16 protein-coding genes are annotated in these 17576 nt (G+C 29.2%); 10 read left to right on the forward strand and 6 right to left on the reverse strand.

Annotation, left to right across the window (positions count from 1 at the left end; translation table 11 throughout):
- Positions 1–26: 26 nt before the first annotated feature.
- The 5 genes from yedF to CURT_RS02185 all read right to left on the reverse strand — a co-directional run bounded on the left by yedF (position 27) and on the right by CURT_RS02185 (position 4065).
- Positions 27–272, reverse strand: coding sequence for a sulfurtransferase-like selenium metabolism protein YedF (gene yedF / locus CURT_RS02165; protein ID WP_018712327.1), 246 nt, complete (start codon positions 270–272; stop codon positions 27–29).
- Positions 273–1475 (reverse strand): selenium metabolism membrane protein YedE/FdhT, encoded by a 1203-nt coding sequence (yedE, locus tag CURT_RS02170; protein ID WP_018712326.1) that lies wholly within the window; start codon positions 1473–1475, stop codon positions 273–275.
- A 139-nt stretch (positions 1476–1614) separates the two neighbouring features.
- Positions 1615–3444, reverse strand: coding sequence for a heavy metal translocating P-type ATPase (locus CURT_RS02175; protein ID WP_018712325.1), 1830 nt, complete (start codon positions 3442–3444; stop codon positions 1615–1617).
- Between the two features lies 1 nt (position 3445).
- On the reverse strand, positions 3446–3661 hold the full coding sequence (locus CURT_RS02180) for a heavy-metal-associated domain-containing protein (protein ID WP_018712324.1): 216 nt from the start codon (positions 3659–3661) through the stop codon (positions 3446–3448).
- Between the two features lie 26 nt (positions 3662–3687).
- Positions 3688–4065 carry an ArsR/SmtB family transcription factor gene (locus CURT_RS02185; RefSeq protein ID WP_018712323.1) on the reverse strand — a complete coding sequence of 126 codons (378 nt, stop codon included), beginning with the start codon at positions 4063–4065 and terminating at the stop codon, positions 3688–3690.
- Between the two features lie 131 nt (positions 4066–4196).
- Here CURT_RS02185 and CURT_RS02190 point away from each other — a divergent pair, with 131 nt between their 5' ends.
- Positions 4197–5114: a DMT family transporter gene (locus CURT_RS02190; protein WP_018712322.1), complete on the forward strand. Its 918-nt coding sequence runs from the start codon at positions 4197–4199 to the stop codon at positions 5112–5114.
- On the opposite strand, the gene CURT_RS02195 is transcribed toward CURT_RS02190, so the two are convergent.
- Entirely contained in the window at positions 5104–6444 is a 1341-nt protein-coding gene (locus tag CURT_RS02195; RefSeq protein ID WP_018712321.1) for an apolipoprotein N-acyltransferase, read from the reverse strand. The genes CURT_RS02190 and CURT_RS02195 overlap by 11 nt on opposite strands.
- Between CURT_RS02195 and yajC the strand changes: the two genes are divergently transcribed.
- From yajC to mfd, 9 genes are read left to right on the forward strand one after another with little or no spacing between them, the layout of a single operon-like run.
- Entirely contained in the window at positions 6417–6746 is a 330-nt protein-coding gene (gene yajC, locus CURT_RS02200; protein WP_018712320.1) for a preprotein translocase subunit YajC, read from the forward strand. The genes CURT_RS02195 and yajC overlap by 28 nt on opposite strands.
- A complete protein-coding gene (gene secD / locus CURT_RS02205) occupies positions 6739–8337 on the forward strand; it encodes a protein translocase subunit SecD (RefSeq protein ID WP_018712319.1) in 1599 nt (532 codons plus the stop codon). Before yajC ends, secD begins: the two co-directional genes overlap by 8 nt.
- Positions 8324–9295 carry a protein translocase subunit SecF gene (gene secF / locus CURT_RS02210; RefSeq protein WP_018712318.1) on the forward strand — a complete coding sequence of 324 codons (972 nt, stop codon included), beginning with the start codon at positions 8324–8326 and terminating at the stop codon, positions 9293–9295. The genes secD and secF overlap by 14 nt, the downstream gene beginning before the upstream one ends.
- Positions 9296–9304: 9 nt before the next feature.
- Positions 9305–9643, forward strand: coding sequence for a DUF6394 family protein (locus CURT_RS02215; protein ID WP_016645914.1), 339 nt, complete (start codon positions 9305–9307; stop codon positions 9641–9643).
- Between the two features lie 8 nt (positions 9644–9651).
- On the forward strand, positions 9652–12099 hold the full coding sequence (leuS, locus tag CURT_RS02220; RefSeq protein WP_018712317.1) for a leucine--tRNA ligase: 2448 nt from the start codon (positions 9652–9654) through the stop codon (positions 12097–12099).
- Positions 12096–12644: an LPS assembly lipoprotein LptE gene (lptE, locus tag CURT_RS02225; protein ID WP_018712316.1), complete on the forward strand. Its 549-nt coding sequence runs from the start codon at positions 12096–12098 to the stop codon at positions 12642–12644. Before leuS ends, lptE begins: the two co-directional genes overlap by 4 nt.
- A gap of 16 nt (positions 12645–12660) precedes the next feature.
- Complete coding sequence (locus tag CURT_RS02230; protein WP_018712315.1) at positions 12661–13818, forward strand: Mur ligase family protein; 1158 nt, start codon at positions 12661–12663, stop codon at positions 13816–13818.
- Complete coding sequence (locus CURT_RS02235; protein ID WP_018712314.1) at positions 13793–14611, forward strand: M23 family metallopeptidase; 819 nt, start codon at positions 13793–13795, stop codon at positions 14609–14611. Before CURT_RS02230 ends, CURT_RS02235 begins: the two co-directional genes overlap by 26 nt.
- On the forward strand, positions 14612–17572 hold the full coding sequence (mfd, locus tag CURT_RS02240) for a transcription-repair coupling factor (protein WP_018712313.1): 2961 nt from the start codon (positions 14612–14614) through the stop codon (positions 17570–17572).
- Positions 17573–17576: the final 4 nt, after the last annotated feature.

The following is a 17576-nucleotide window of genomic DNA, read 5'->3' on the forward strand; positions in this document are numbered from 1 at the left end:
TAGCAAAAAATTTATAGTTTAAATTTTTAAGGATGCTTTATAATAAATCTAATTGTTGGGCCATCTTGCTCTACACTTAAAACTTCAAAACCACGATTTTTAGCATCGTATGGAATTGAATTTATACTTTGTGGGCAATCACAAATTAGCTCTAAAACTTCACCTTTTTTTAAATTTGGCAAAGCATCAATTAAGGCAATTGCTGGCAGAGGACATGCTTCACCTTGTAAATCAAGTGTATAAGTTACTTTGCCATCATAAAAACTACTCATTTAAAAACTCCTATTTTTGAAAAAATCTCTTTGATAAATATAAGCTAAAAATCCCATAACTCCAAATAAGGCTAAATTTAATACAAGACCACCAAATGAGCCAAAAGTTTCTAGCATATTTATTTTTACGCCTGATTTTATAAAACTTGGAATAGCATCATAACTTAATGCTAAAATCATAGTTCCTATAAAATTTGCAATTCCAACTATTATAAAATGCACTTGTCCTTCAAATGCTCTATACATCCAACCACATTCACAACCTCCGGCAAATACTATGCCAAAACCAAATAAAAACCCTCCAATTATAACTCCAAGTGAGATTTCAACGAGTTTGACGCTGTGACCGTTTAGAACAAAAGCATAAACTAAAATGCATGAAATTATCATGCCAATAATCGCACCTTTTATGGCAATTGTTCTACCAAATAAAAACATATCTCTAAAACAAGATGTAAAGCAAATTTGTCCTCTTGAGATGATAAATCCAAAGATAAATCCAAAAAGTAGGGCAATTGGAAGCATACTTTTTGTATTTTTTACATTAAGCTCAGGAGCATTTATAAACATATAAAAAAACCACCCTAAAAATAATATAAATATTACAATTCCAAAAATAAAATGTCTTTTTGCTCTTTTTTTATCTATTTTTAATCCTTGACCTTTGCCAGTTGCTAAGCGAAGTAATTTTGCTTTTGGTTTAAAAAACTCTATATTTAGGAGTTTTACAGCTACATAAATTCCTGCTATCATTGATATTGTAAAAAACCAAGTATGAAGCGAGAAATAAGGAAGTCCGGTAAAAAAGTTAGCTAAATTACACCCGTATGCAAGTCTTGCACCAAAACCTGTTAAAATTCCTCCAATTATAGCCTGAAAAACTCTAATTTTACTTGCGGGAAATCTAATTTTAACCTTATTGGCAAGAAGTGCTGCAACAAAAGCACCAATAAACATACCTATAAGCATAACTCCAGCTTTTCTACTAAGTGGTGTTCCATCAAGTTTATAATAAGAATATTTGCTCAAGTCAGCTCCAAAAAGTTCTAAAAACTCGCCACCCCATTTTGTCATCTCACCAGTTACAGCCCAGCCACTACCAATTAATCCATAATAAGCAGTCGCAAATATAGCTAAAACTATCATGGCTTTGCCGGTATGCCAAAAATTAACCAAAAAAATTTTTTTGAATTGTTTAAACATAAAAATTCCTTAAAAAGTAATTGCTAAAACTTAGCACTTAAAAGCAGAATTATATATAAACTTAACTTAAAGTATAGTTTGAAATTATAAGTAATTATTATATTTAATTTTAGCCTCATATTTCCTAGAGGCTAAATTTTTAAAGTTTTTTAGCGTAATAAAAAGTTCTAAATGAGTTAAGTATTGCCAAAATTGTAACTCCAACATCAGCAAATATCGCCATCCAAATATTTGCAAATCCAAATATGGCAAGCACCATAACTAAAACTTTAATGCCAATTGCAAAGACTATATTTTGATAAGCGATATTTATCGTTTTTTTAGAAATTTTAATTGCAGTTTTTATTTTTGAAATGTTATTATCCATTAAGACTATATCGCTTGCCTCCATAGCCGCATCTGTTCCAAGCATAGAAATTCCAACATCCGCTCTTGCTAAAACCGGAGCATCATTTATCCCATCGCCTATATATGCAACTGTGCCGTTTTTTGAATTTTCATTTATAATTTTTTCTAAATTTGTAAGTTTATCGGCTGGAAGAAGCTCTGCATAAACTTCATCAATTTTAAGTTTTTCATTTATATTAAGTGCTACTTCAAGCCTATCACCGGTTAGCATAGCAGTTTTTATATTACTGTCTTTAAGCCATTTTATAAGTTCAAACGAGTCATTTCTTAATTCATCTTCAAAGGTTAAATATCCTGCAAATTTTCCATCAACTGCGATAAATGAAGCAGTTTCTTTTAAATTTGGAAGTTTAAATTCGCTTAAAAATTTTTTACTTCCTATTTTTATATTTTTACCAAAAATTGTAGCATTTATTCCATTTCCTGGAACTTCTTCAAGTTTTGTTATAGAGTTTTCATCTATTTTTTTATTATAAGCTTTTACTATTGAAATGCCTATTGGATGCGTGCTATATGCTTGTGCATAAGCTGCAAGTTTTAAAATTTCATCTTTTGATATAAAGCTTTCATTTACAATGTTTTTTAAAGCAAATTCTCCCTTAGTTAAAGTTCCAGTTTTATCAAAAACAAATCTTTTAACCTTTGCTAGGATTTGTAAATAGTTACTTCCTTTAACTAAAATTCCCTTTTTACTAGCTCCGCCAATTCCTCCAAAAAAGCTAAGTGGCACAGAAACTACCAGTGCGCACGGGCAAGATACAACTAAAAATATTAAAGCCTTATAAACCCACTCTTTAAAATCTCCTGCAAATATAGGAACTATAAAAGCTATAAAAAAAGCTAAACCTACGACAATAGGCGTATAAACTTTTGCAAATTTTGTGATAAATTTTTCATGACTTGATTTTTTAGCGGTCGCATCTTCAACGAGTTCTAGAATTTTACTGACTGTTGAGGTTTGAAATTCGCTTGTTACTTTAACTTCTAAAAGTCCATTTATATTTACACTTCCACTTAATATCTTAGTTCCTTTTTCAACCTCAAGAGGAAGTGATTCACCAGTTAGTGCTGATGTATCAAGAGTTGAGTTTCCAGTTGTTATGATACCATCAAGTGGAACTTTTTCTCCAGGTTTTACTACGATGATATCATCTATTTTAACATCTTCTGGATTTATTTTTTTTACGCCATTTTCTGTTTTTAAATTTGCGTAATCCGGAGCAATACTCATAGCTTCTTTTATTGATTTTCTTGATCTATTTATTGAGTAATCTTCAAACGCAACACCGATCTTATAAAATAAAATAATAGCAACCGCTTCTATTTGTTCGCCTATTAAAAACGCTCCTATTGAGGCTATTGCCATTAAAAAATTCTCGTCTAAAAATCCACCATTTTTTAAACTTTTATAAGCTTTTATAAAAATTTGAATACTTACTATCATGTAAGCAAACAATAAAAAAGCCGTTTTAAGCTCAGCATTAGAAACGATAATAGATAATACTACAAAGCTAATAGAGATTAAAATTTGTTTGATATCTTTTATTAATTCTTTATTCATTTTATACCTCCAAAACAGTGTCAGGCTCGAATTTTTTAATAATTTTTCTTATATTTTCAATGATTTCATCACTTCTATTTTCATCAAAATCAATTTTCATAGTAGTGGTAAAGAAATTAACACTTACACTATTTACGCCATCAATTTTGGCAACATTTTCTTCTATTTTTGCCGCGCAATTTGCACAATCCAAATTTTTTAAATTAAATTTTTTCATAATTTTTCCTTTTTTAAAATTTATTTTTACTCACTTATATGAGTTAAACCTTGTTTTAAAATATAGCTAATATGCTCATCTAAAAGTGAGTAATAAACAACTTTTCCATCGCGTCTGTTTTTTACAAATTTGTTTTGCTTCAATACTCGAAGCTGATGAGAAATGCTTGATTGACTCATATTTAAAAGTGCAGCTATATCGCAAACACACATTTGATTTAGGCTTAAAGCCCATAAAATTCTAACTCTTGTGCTATCTCCAAAAATTTTAAAAAAATCAGCCAATTCATTAAGCGAAGTATCATCTGGCATTTTTGTTTTTATATTTTCAACCACTTCTTTGTGTATAACTACACTTTCGCAAATTTCTTGGCTATCTTCTAAAATTTTTTCTTTTTTATCCATTACAAACTCCTATTAATCAAATTTATATATGAATATATGTTCATATGTAGAATTGTATTGAATTTATTCTTAAATTTTGATAAATTTAGCATCATTAATTTTAAAAATATAAAAAAGTGAAATAGTTTGAAATGAAAATAAGTAATAAAGGTTTAAATTTAGCTCCATTTTTTGTAACAATTGGTGCCATAAGTTATGGCATTCCTGCAACCATATATAATACTGCTTTTAAACATGGTGTAACAAGTGGAGTTTTGCTTTGCGGTATGTTTCTTTTAGGATTTATTATGTTTTTTGTGCTTGTAAAAATTCTAGCCAATAATCATAAAATTTTAAAAATTACGAAATTAAAAGTAATTATAAGTGGAAGTAGTATTGCCTTAACAAATACATTTTATATGATTTCTCTCATTCATACAAGTGTTGCTGTGAGTGCTGTTTTGCTTATGCAATCAGTTTGGATTTCTATTTTAATAGCTTGTTTTGTAAATAAAACAATGCCATCACTTTATCAAATTTGTGTTGTGGTTTGCATAATTTTTGGCACCATTTTAGCAACTGATTTACTAAATCAAAATATTAAATTTTCATATCTTGGAGCTTTTTTGGCTTTGCTTTCAGCCATAACTTATGCTTTTACTATTCAATTTACTAAAAATTTAGCCTTAAGCTTAGATCCTATTATAAAGGCAAAATTTATGTGTTTTGGGGCATTTTTAACTATTTTTATTATATTTATTATTTTAAATATTTTTGGTTTTAACTTAGATTTAAAAAATTTAGATTTAAAAATGCTTGAAAAAAGTTTTATATTTAGTCTTTTGGCTGCATTTTTTTCTCTGATTGTCCCACTTGTTACATTTTCATATTATATGAAAAAATTGCGCCCAGGAATTGGAGAGATAATAACCTCAGTTGAGCTTCCATCAGCTATATTTTTTGCCTATGTTTTTTTAAATCAAAATGTAAATTTAACTCAAATTATAGGAGTTTTAATTATTTTAATAAGTGTTGTTTTTGCAAATTATGAGAAAAAAATTAAAGATTAAAACTTTTTAAAACTCTTTTTATCCACATAGTTTTTGGTTTTATAATCTCACTTTTACTACCATTTACACTGTGATAAACTGTTGTATTATACTTTGTGGCAAAATATTTTATTAATGTTTTTTGTAAAAAAGGCTCAGTTGATGGCACAAACCAGCCATTGTTTGATATGGCAACTACAAAATTTGGTGAGTTTTTATAAATCTCAGGTCGCGTAGCCTCATAGCAAATCGCATTTGTTATTTTCGCACCATTAACTTTATAAAAGCTTACATTTTTTGCCTTTGTAAAATCCTCTGCACCGTTAAAAAAAACTTTATTAAAAATATTTTTTAAAAAATTTGGTAAAGGAATTTCTTCTCCAAAAGGAACTAAAATATACTTATCAAAACGTGATATTTTTCCATTTTGAAATAAAAAAGCTGAGTTGTAAATTTGATTATTTTCAAAAGCTAAAGCTCCGGTTAAAATAGAAATTTGAAAAGATTTTTCTTTTAGCTCTTTTTCTAAATTTTTCTCTAAATTTAAATAAGCCGCAATAGCATTTTCAGGAAAGATAATAAACTCAAAATTATTATCAATTGCTTCATCAATTTCTTTTAAAACTGCATTAATTTGTGGATTTTTATACTCATTTAGCCATTTTATATCTTGTGAGATAGTTGTATTTACAAGCTTGGTTTTAAAGCCAAAATCATAGCTGTAATTCTCAAAAATTTGAAGAGAAAGGCAAAGACAAACTATAAAAATAAAAGCTTTTTTAAATTTATTTTTTATCTCATAAAGAGCGATAATTCCTAAAAATATAAAAGCTAAACCGCGGATATTTGGCTCAAAAATACCAGGCATTAAAATTAATTCCAAATTTAGCCAGTTAAAGTTAAATGGATAAAAATAACTTATTAAAAGTAGCATTACCATTTTATAAAATTTATTATTAAGCCAGCCACATATTAAAAACAAAATCCCATATACAAAAGCTATAAACAAAATTTCCAAAGGTATTAAAAATCTGAGTCCATAAAATTTTAAAGAAAAACTAACCCAATAAAACCATAAAATTCCTATAAAAAATCCTGTAAAAAAAAATGCAGTTTTATTACAATTAAATAGCTTATAAAAGCCATATATTGCGATAAATGGCGAGATGAATTCTAAAAACAAATTATTAAAAATTCCACCAAAATTTTCAGATAAAAAGCCTAAAAATATAAAATTTGAGATAAAAACAGATATAACAAAGCCTTTTATAATTTCATTTGTGGTAAAATAACGCTTTATTAAATTTTTTATAAAGGATTTACATGGAACAAGGAAGCGTTTTAGGGACATTTTTTCCTTTCATAATCTTTGGTCTTATTTTTTATTTTTTACTTATTAGGCCACAGCAAAAACAAGCAAAAGCTCATGCTTTAATGCTTGCAGGACTTCAAAAAGGCGATAAAATAGTAACCTCTGGTGGTCTTAAATGTACGGTTATAAAACCAGGTGATGATTTTATCAAAGTTTCGCTTAATGATAGCACAATTGTTGAGATTGCAAGAACAAGTGTAGCAAGAAAAATAGAAAGATTAGAAGAGGCACCAAAAGTAGAGAAAGACTCTAAAAAACAAGAAAAGACAAAAAATGCGTAGTGGAAAAGTTACATATAGATTTATTGTTTTAATAATAACTTTTGTATTTTCTGTTATTTTTTCAATTCCTTCTTTTTTGCAAATTGACAAAATGCCAAAAATAAACTTAGGACTTGACTTACAAGGTGGACTTCACATGCTTTTAAATGTTGATTTAGATGAAGCAATAAGTTCTAAGATCAAGTCTGTAGCATCAAGTTTGAGCTATTCAGCAGGCAAAGAAGATCTTTTATATAGTGACTTAAAAATTGAAAGTAATTACTTTGAGTTTGAAGTTTTGGATAAAGATGAGATGAATAAATTTGATGCTATTTTAAATAAAATAACAGGGCTTGATATTCAAAAAAATGGTCAAATTTATAATGTTTCTTTAACTGAAAATGAGATTGCTTTAACAAAAGAATATGCTATTGATCAAGCTGTTGAGACCATAAGAAATAGAATAGATCAGTTTGGTTTAAGTGAGCCAACAGTTGCAAGACAGGGAAAAGAAGATATTTTAGTTGAGATTCCAGGAGTTAAGAGCAATGAAGATAAGCAGCGTGCAAAAGACTTAATAGCAACTTCAGCTCATTTACAACTTATGGCACTTGATGATAAAAGACAAGATAGGGCTCATCTTTTAACTAAGGCTCAAGCTGCAAGTTTTGGTGATATTATATTAAACGATGCTAAAAATCCTGAACAAAAATATGCTGTAAAGCAACTTCCAGTTTTAGACGGTTCAATGCTTGTTGATGCAAGAGTTGGATTTGATCAAGCAAATCAACCGGTTATAAATTTCACACTTAACTCTGAAGGTGCTGCAATATTTGGTGATTTTACAGGAAGCAATGTGGGAAAAAGACTTGCTATTGTTTTGGATGATAAGGTATATTCTGCACCTAGGATAAATGAAAGAATAGGTGGTGGAAGTGGTCAGATAAGTGGTGGATTTACTATGGAAGAAGCAAGAGATGTTGCAATTGCATTAAGAAGTGGAGCTCTTTTAGCCCCTGTTACAATGGGCGAAGAAAGAACTATTGGACCAAGTCTTGGTGCTGATAGTATAAAACAAAGTAGTTTTGCTTTAGCTTTAGCATCTGTTTTAATAGTGGTATTTATGGTGCTTTATTATGGTCTTGCTGGAGTTGTAGCAAATATTGCATTAGTTGTAAATATTTTATTTTTAGTTGCGATAATGGCACTTTTTGGAGCTACATTAACACTTCCTGGAATGGCCGGTATAATTTTAACCGTTGGTATGGCAGTTGATGCAAACGTTATCATCAATGAAAGAATTAGAGAGATGCTTAGACATGGAAATAGCATAAAAAATAGCATTGAAAAAGGCTATCATAAAGCAATGAGTGCTATCATCGACTCAAACTTAACTACTTTGATAACTTCAGCTGTACTTTATGCTTATGGAACAGGTCCGGTTAAAGGCTTTGCCGTTACTATGAGTATAGGTATAATAGCTTCTATGATAACAGCAATTTTAGGAACACATGGAATTTTTGATTTACTAGCAGATAAGATGGAAAGAAGCAAAAATACAAAACTTTGGTTTGGTTACAAAGTTAGAAAGGCCGAAAATGCAAATATTTGATAAAGATAAAATTTATAATTTTATGGGTGTTAGACACCTATTTTTTGCAATTTCTTTGATTTTAATGTTAGGATCTATTTTTTTACTAGGAACTCAAGGGTTAAAATTTGGAATAGATTTTTCAGGTGGAACTTTAATTCAAATAAAATATGATAGTAAAGCTCCAATTGAGGATATTAGGCATAAGCTAAATCAAGTAAATGAGTTAAAAGGTGCAAGTGTAACTGAGTTTGGAAGCAGTGAAGAAATTACTATAAGATACTCAGGATCGAATGAATCACTTGGAAAAGATGTAAGTGCTACTATTAGTCAAATTTTAAAAGATACTGGAAATTTTGAGATAAGAAGAGTTGATGTTGTTGGACCAAAAGTTGGAAATGAGCTAAAAAAAGGTGGTCTAATGGCGGTTATTATCTCACTTATTGCCATACTTATTTATCTTGGTGTGAGATTTGAGTGGAGATTTGCTCTTGCTGCTGTTCTTTCTGAAGTACATGATATTTTAGTTGTTCTTGGTTTTATCTCTTTAATGAAAATAGATGTAAATTTGGATACTTTAGCTGCAATTTTAACTATAATTGGTTATTCTTTAAATGATACGATTATTATTTTTGATAGGATTAGAGAAGGTATACAAGAAAGCAAAGAAGATTGCATAAATGGAGTTATTAACGAATCTGTTTCAAGAACTTTATCAAGAACTGTTTTAACATCATTCACCACATTAATAAGCGTTGTTGTGCTATTTTTCTTTGGCGGCGATATGATAAATGATTTTGCTTCTATTGTTATGGTAGGAGTTATTTTTGGAACTTATAGCTCTGTTTTCATTGCAAGTCAAGCTTTAATTTTATTTAAATTTAGCGTAAAAGGTTATCGTGCATTTTTAGCCGAAAAACAAAAAAGAAAAAAAGAAAAAGAAAAAATGCGTGCAATGTATGAAAAAGGCACACTTTAAGGAGTTAAAATGAATTGGGGACGAGTTGTTCATGTATTTTTTACTTTGATGAGTTTTACCACAATTGCAGGGTATTTATACATGCATAGCGGAGTTGCTTTATTTGTTGCTGCAAGTATAAATTTAATTTCAACTCTTTTAAAAATAGGCGTTAGAAATCTACTTTCCACAGAGCTTTTTGCAGCCTCTGTGGTTGCAGATTTGCATTTAATTCCAGCTTTTATAATTTATATTGTAAATCCAAATATGAATCTTATCTATTCACTAGTTATAGGTGCAGGTCTTGCAAATCTTTTTTCAATAGTTTTAACTATTATAGAAGCAGCAAAATACAAAGATGAATTTTAGGAGAAAAAATGGCTTATGAGGCTAAAGAAATAGAAAAAAAATGGCAAGAAATTTGGTTAAAAAACGGTGAGTTTGAGCCAAAAGATGATTACTCTTTGCCAAAAAAATATATTTTAAGTATGTTTCCATATCCAAGTGGGAAAATTCATATGGGGCATGTTAGAAACTATACTATTGGTGATGCTATGGCAAGATATTATAGAAATCAAGGTTTTAATGTTTTACACCCAATAGGTTTTGACAGTTTTGGAATGCCAGCTGAAAATGCCGCTATTAAACATAATATTCACCCAAGAGTTTGGACCTATGAAAATATTGATTATATGATAAAAGAACTTGATAGTTTAGGATTAAGTTTTTCCAAAAAAAGACTTTTGGCAACTTCAGACCCACTTTATACAAAGTGGGAGCAAGAGTTTTTTATAAAAATGTATGAAAAAGGCCTTGTTTATAGGAAAAATGCCGTTGTAAATTGGTGCGAGCACGATAAAACAGTCTTAGCAAATGAACAAGTTGAAGATGGAAAATGTTGGCGTTGTGGACATGAGGTAATACAAAAAAATATGCCAGGATATTATCTAAAAATTACTGATTATGCAGATGAGCTTTTAAGTGATTTAAAAAAATTAGAGGGAAAATGGCCACCTCAAGTTATTACAATGCAGGAAAATTGGATTGGTAAAAGCGAGGGTTTAGAATTTTTCTTAAAATTTGATGAAGAGAGTAGGAATTTGCTTGATGGGATTCCTGGATTTAAAGTCTTTACAACAAGAGCAGATACAATTTATGGAGTAAGCTATACTGCAGTTGCGCCTGAGCATAAAGTAGTTGAAAAGCTTTTAAGTAAAAATTTACTTGATGAAAAAACAACCAAAAAGATAAAATCCATTTTAAAGCAAAGCCCAAGACAAAGACAAGAAAGTGATAAAGATGGAGTATTTTTAAATTTATATGTTATCCATCCACTAACTAATGAAAAAATTCCTGTTTGGCTTGCAAATTTTGTTTTAGCTGATTATGGAGATGGTGCTGTTATGGCAGTTCCTGCTCATGATGAAAGAGATTATGAGTTTGCAAGTAAATTTAACCTTGTCATTAAACAAAGCATTAAACCACAAGATGGTAAATATGATAGTTCAAAAGCCTTTGTTGATGATGGAATTTTAGTTAATTCTGATGAGTTTACAGGACTAAAAAGCAAGGACGCAAGAGAAAAAATTATAGCTAAATTTGAAAATTTAGGAATTGGCAAGAAGGTTGAAAATTTTAAACTTCGTGATTGGGGGGTTAGTCGCCAAAGATATTGGGGCGCACCAATTCCAATGATTCATTGTAAAACTTGTGGTCTTGTTCCAGAAGCTTTGGAGAATTTACCAGTAACCTTGCCAGAAGATATAAAAATAACAGGTGAGGGAAATCCACTTGATAAACATCCTACTTGGAAAAGATGTAGTTGTCCAAAATGCCATAAAGAAGCAGTTAGAGAAAGTGATACTTTAGATACTTTTTTTGAAAGTAGTTGGTATTTTGCTAGATTTGCAAGCGATGAAAAAACTTGGCAAAATTCAGCTTTTGATGAAAAAAGTGTTAATTATTGGATGAATGTAGATGAGTATATCGGAGGAATTGAGCACGCGATTTTACACCTTTTATACGCAAGATTTTTTCAAAAAGCTTTAAGGGATTTGGGTTATTTAAGAGATAGTGAGCCATTTTCTAATCTTTTAACACAAGGTATGGTTTTAAAAGATGGAGCTAAAATGAGCAAAAGCAAAGGAAACACAGTTGATCCTGATGAAATAATCAAAAAATATGGCGCCGATACTGCAAGAATGTTTATTTTATTTGCTGCTCCGCCTGCAAAAGAACTTGAGTGGAATGATAGCGCTGTTGAGGGAGCTTATAAGTTTTTAAATAGACTTTATGATAGAAGCATAAATGTTCATAAAACCAATGATATTCCAAAAATCAATCACGCTTCTTTAAATAAAGAGGAAAAATATGCAAGATTGAAAGTTTATGAAGCATTAAGTAGGGCAAATGAAGTTTATACAAAAAGTTTTGCTTTTAATACTCTAATAGCAGCCTCAATGGAAGCACTAAATGCTTTAAATTTGCAAAACAATCAAGATGTTTTAACTGAAGGGTTTTGGATAATTTTAAATTTACTTGAGCCTATTGTACCTCATATTGCAAATGAGTTAAGTGATGAGCTATTTAATAGGAAGAATTTTTTTAAAATAGAAATTTTAGATGAAGTTTTTGTAAAAGATACATTAAATTTGGCAGTTACAATAAATGGAAAAAGAAGAGCTGAAATAGAGGTCGATAAAAATTTAAATCAAGATGAAATTTTAAATTTAGCTAAAGAAAAAGTTGAAAAATGGCTTCTTGATAAGACTATAATAAAAGAAATTTATGTAAAAGAAAAGTTAGTAAATTTGGTGATAAAATGAAAAAAATAGCACTTTTTTTAGCTTTATTTTTTATGGTTGGATGTGGTTACAGGCCAGTTTCTAAAATAACTTCTGATATTTTAGGAGATAGTATTTTTGTAGATGCTATTATGAGTAAGACAGATCCGCAAAATACAGTTGCTATAAAAGATGCTGTTAGAGAAGGTGTTGTTTATAGACTGCATAAAAAATTAGCCCCAAGAAATGTAGCTCAAAGCTATATAGAAGTTTCTATAAACTCTCTTAATTTTTCAGCTCTAACTTACGATCAATATGGTTATGTTACAAGCTATAGAGCAAATTTAAGTCTAAATTTTAAAACTAAGCTAAAAGATGGAAGAGTTGTAAATTTAAAAGGAACTGGCGATCATGATTTTAGAGTTACAAAGCTTTTAAAAAGTGTAAGGGACACAAGCTCAGTTATAAGCGATCAAGAGAGATACAGTGCTATACAAAATGCTTCTTTGCAAGCTTTTGATGAGTTTATAGCAGCTTTATCAATAGAGGGCTTAAAAAATGAAAATCATGAAAATATTCAAAAGTAGGTTTAAAAAAGAGTAAATGAGTTTAGAAACATATCTTAAAAATAAACCAATTTTTTATAAAAAAATAGATTATGAAAGAATGCCAAGAGCTTTTAATAGCATAAAAGACAAAATTATTTTAAAGCCAATTATCCATATAGTTGGAACAAATGGCAAAGGTTCAACTGGTAGATTTCTAACACTTTTAATAGAAAGCCTTGGCTTAAAAGTAGGGCATTATACAAGTCCACATATTTTTAAATTTAATGAAAGATTTTATAAAAATGGTGATATTGTAAGTGATGATGAGCTTAACATAGCTCATGATAAGCTACAAAATTTATTAAATGATGAGTTTAAAAACTCACTTTCTTATTTTGAATATGCCACATTATTGGCTGCAATTTTATTCAAAGATTGTGATTATTGGGTGTTTGAAGCAGGCATGGGTGCTGAGTTTGATGCTACAAATTGTTTTGATAAGAGCTTATCTCTTTTCACACCTATTGGACTTGATCATATGGAAATTTTAGGAGGTAGTATAGAAAAGATAAGCCATACAAAGCTAATAAGTATGGCAAAAACAGCTATTTTAAATGATGATATAAATGAAATATCAGTTAAAATTGCCAAAGATATAGCTTTGCAAAAAGGTTCAAATTTAAGTTTTGCAAGTCAAAATTTAAGTAAACTTGAAAAAACTGAAATTAAAAACTATATCAAAAAGTACGCTCTTGCAAATTTTCAAATTTCAAATTTAAGTCTCGCATTAGCTGGTGCAAAAGCTTTAAATTTAAATCCTGATTTGAAAAATCTAAAAAAACTCAATTTAAAAGGCAGACTCGAAAGAGTTGATAAAAATTTGTTAGTTGATGTTGGTCACAATGAACTTGCAGCGCAGAATTTGCTAAAAGAGTTAAAAGATCAAAAATTTACTCTTATTTATAATGCATTTTTAGATAAGGATTATAAAAGTGTACTAAAAACCCTAAAGCCAATTATTAAGGAAGTGCAAATTTATGATTATAAAAGTAGTTATAGGGAGCTTGCCACACCATATATTAAAAAAACCTGTGATGATTTAGGCATAAAATGCTTTAATTTTCGCAGTCTAAAAAAAGATGAAAATTATTTATTGTTTGGATCATTTATGCTTGTAGAGGAATTTTGTGAACACTTACATAAGTATAACTGATAAAAATGGTAATAAGAAATACGAGTTCTCATCAAATTTTTTTAGAAATTTAAAGCTAATTCTTATTTTAAATTTTGCTATTTTTTTAGTTTTAATTTTAACGACTATATTTTTAATTTTTTCAAAAAATAGTGTAAAAGATGAATTAGCAAATTTAAAATCACAAAATGAAATTTTAGAAAATGAGTTAAACTCTCAAAAAAATAGTGAGCAAACTGAAGAGCCAAATAACTTAGAGCTTGCACTTGCTTTAAGCAAAACATCTCTAGAAGAACAAAAACCAAAAAATATTTCAGTTGCTGAAAATTTGGAAAGCAAATTTATAAAATCAGTCCCAAATAGCTTTCCAATCACAAATAAAGGCATAACTTCAAGCTATGGGCAAAGAGTTCATCCTATAAGCAAAATTTCAAGATTTCATCATGGTATAGATTTAAGAGCTGAACTTAAAACACCAATTTATGCCACTGCTGATGGCTTTGTTAAATATGCAGCACTATCAAATACTGGATATGGATATTTGGTTATTATAACTCATAATTATGGTTTTGAAACAAGGTACGCACATATGCTTGACAAAGATGTTGTCAAAGTAGGTCAGTGGGTAAGAAAAGGTGAGCTTATAGGATATAGTGGAAATACAGGACTTAGCAGTGGTCCACATCTTCACTATGAAGTTAGATTTTTAGATCACTCTCTTGATCCGCTTAGTTTTATTAAATTTAATAATATTTTTTATGATGAGAGAAAAGTTCCTTGGCAAGGGATTTTAAGAGCTATTTCGGAGTTTTAAATGCAAAGTGAAGTTTATGGGTATTTTTTAAACAACCACAAAGATATTTTGATATGTGAAGATGACAAAGAAGCATTCAAATGTTCTCAGGCTACTAAATTTGCAGGATATGAAAGCTTTATTTTACCTGATTTTAGGGCTGTAAAAGGTGATGATTTAAGATCTTTTTATGGAGAGCTTATTGGCATAAGCAAAGAGCTTAATAGCTTTTATAAAAGCAAAGCAAATAAAAAAGTTATAATAACGCCTATTAAAACAATTTTAAATCCCCTTCCTGCAAAATCTCATTTAAAATCAATTTTTATAAATTTTGGTGACAAAATAGAACAAAATGAATTTAAAGATGAAATTTCAAGACTTGGATATGAGGTTGTAGATATCGTACAAATGCAAGGAGAGATTAGTTTTAGAGGTGAAATTATAGATATTTTTCCTATAAATAGTGATGAACCTTTTAGAATTTTACTTGATATTGATGAAGTCGAAAGTATTAGAAAGTTTGATCTAATTACTCAAATAAGTGATAAATTTGAACTTGAAAGCTTAGAAATTTCGCCATTTGTTGCGAATTTAAATAAAGATGAGTTTGATAAGATGAGTCAAAAGATTAAATCTTTGCAAAACAGTGCTTTGATTGATGATATGAACTCTTTGGGATTTTGGGCGATTGATGGCTTTATAAATTATTTAGAAAATTTCAGTTTTATTAGTATAAAAGACTTTAAAGAAAGAGAATTTGGGAGTTTAAATATACCTAAAAATTTAGAAGTTTTACCAAAAGCTAAAGTTTATAAAGACCTAGATATTACTTTTTCAAATGAACTTTTGGAATTTCATAAAGAAAAACATATTAAAATACTAGCTTCAAGCCAGGCTATATTTGAGAGTTTTGACCTTAAAAATAGTGATAATGTAGAACTTATAAAAAGTGATTTAATCCTAAATTTAATAAGCAAAGATGAGATAATAATTTCTTTAAATAAAAAAGCATCTAAAAAAAGAACAAGAAAAGCAAGTATTGTAATTGATGAGCTTAAAATTGGCGATTTTGTCGTACATGAAAACCATGGAATAGGCAAATTTGCAGGACTTGAAAAAATCACTGTTATGGGAGCTACAAAAGAGTTCGTTTCTATCTTATATCAAAATGATGATAAGCTTTTGCTTCCTGTTGAAAATTTAAATTTAATTGATCGCTATATTGCAGATTCTGGTGCTGCTATTTTAGATAAGCTTGGAAAAGGAAGTTTTGCAAAAATTAAAGAGCGTGTTAGAGTTAAACTTTTTGAAATAGCTTCTAAAATCATAGCTTTAGCTGCAAAAAGAGAACTTATAAAAGGAAAAGTCATCTCTTTAAACAACCCTTTAATTTTGCAAGAGTATTCAGAATTTACAAGTAAAGCTGGTTTTGTTTATACAAAAGATCAACAAAATGCAGTAGATAATATTATAAAAGATTTTCAAAGTGGTAAAGTCATGGATAGGTTGATAAGCGGAGATGTTGGTTTTGGAAAAACTGAAGTTGCAATGAATGCTTCATTTTTAACTATTAAAAATGGCTTTCAAGTTCTATTTTTTGTACCAACTACACTTCTTTCATCGCAGCACTATCAAACCATAAAAGAGAGATTTAGTGTATTTAATATAGATGTTTATAGGTGTGATAGATTTACAAGTACTGCTAGCAAAAATGCTTTGAAAAAGGCTTTAAGTGATGGAAAGCCTTTGATTTGCATAGGAACACACGCACTTTTAAATTTAAAAGCTTCAAATTTAGGACTTATAATCATAGATGAAGAGCATAAATTTGGAGTAAAGCAAAAAGAAAAATTAAAAGAACTTTCTAATAATTCCCACCTTTTAAGCATGAGTGCAACTCCAATTCCAAGAAGTTTAAATATGGCATTAAGTTCCATTAAGAGCTATAGCACCTTACTAACTCCACCAGATGATAGATTAGATGTTAGAACTATTGTTAAAGAATTTGATGAGAAAATTATAAAAGAGGCGATTTTAAGAGAGCTTAGAAGAGGTGGGCAAATTTTTTATGTTCATAATCATATCGCTTCAATTAATAAGGTAAAAAATGAGCTTTTAGAAATCTTGCCAAATTTAAAAATTTTAGTTTTGCACTCAAAAATTGAGCAAAAAACAACAGAAAATGAAATAGAAAAATTTATAAATAAAGAGTATGATTTAATGCTTTGTACAAGCATCGTAGAAAGTGGCATCCACATGCCAAATGCAAATACAATGATAGTAAATAATGCAAATAAATTTGGCATAGCAGATCTTCACCAGCTTAGAGGGCGTGTTGGAAGAAGCAGCATACAAGGGTATTGTTACTTTTTAATAGAAGATAAAAATGCCTTAAGTAAAGACTCGTTAAAACGCCTTGTTGCGCTTGAAAGCAATTCATTTTTAGGAAGTGGTTCGGTTTTAGCTTATCATGATTTAGAAATCAGAGGTGGGGGAAATTTAGTCGGAGAGGCTCAAAGTGGGCATATTGAGGCTATTGGATATAGTTTATATTTAAGAATGCTTGAAGATGAGATAAATGCACTTTTAAATAAAAAATCAAACACACTTATAAATGTTGATATAAAGCTTAGCATAAATGCTTTTTTAAACTCAGAGTTTATAAAAGAAGATAGATTAAGACTTGATTTATATAAAAGATTAAGCAAAGCTCAAGATGAGAGTGAAATTTATGATATAAAAGCTGAAGTTGAGGATAGATTTGGTAAAATAGATGAGTTTTCTAAACAGTTTTTTTGGCTTATGATAATAAAAATTTTAGCTATAAAAAACGGTTTTAAACAAATTTCAAACTATGAGATGAATATAACTTTAACAAAACTTGATGATTCAAAAGTTGTTATAAAATCAAATAGTAAAGATGATGATGACATCTTAGAGGCAATTTTAATATATTTGCGAAAACTTGATAAAATTAAATAATTTT

Source organism: Campylobacter ureolyticus, from assembly GCF_013372225.1.
GTDB lineage: Bacteria > Campylobacterota > Campylobacteria > Campylobacterales > Campylobacteraceae > Campylobacter_B > Campylobacter_B ureolyticus.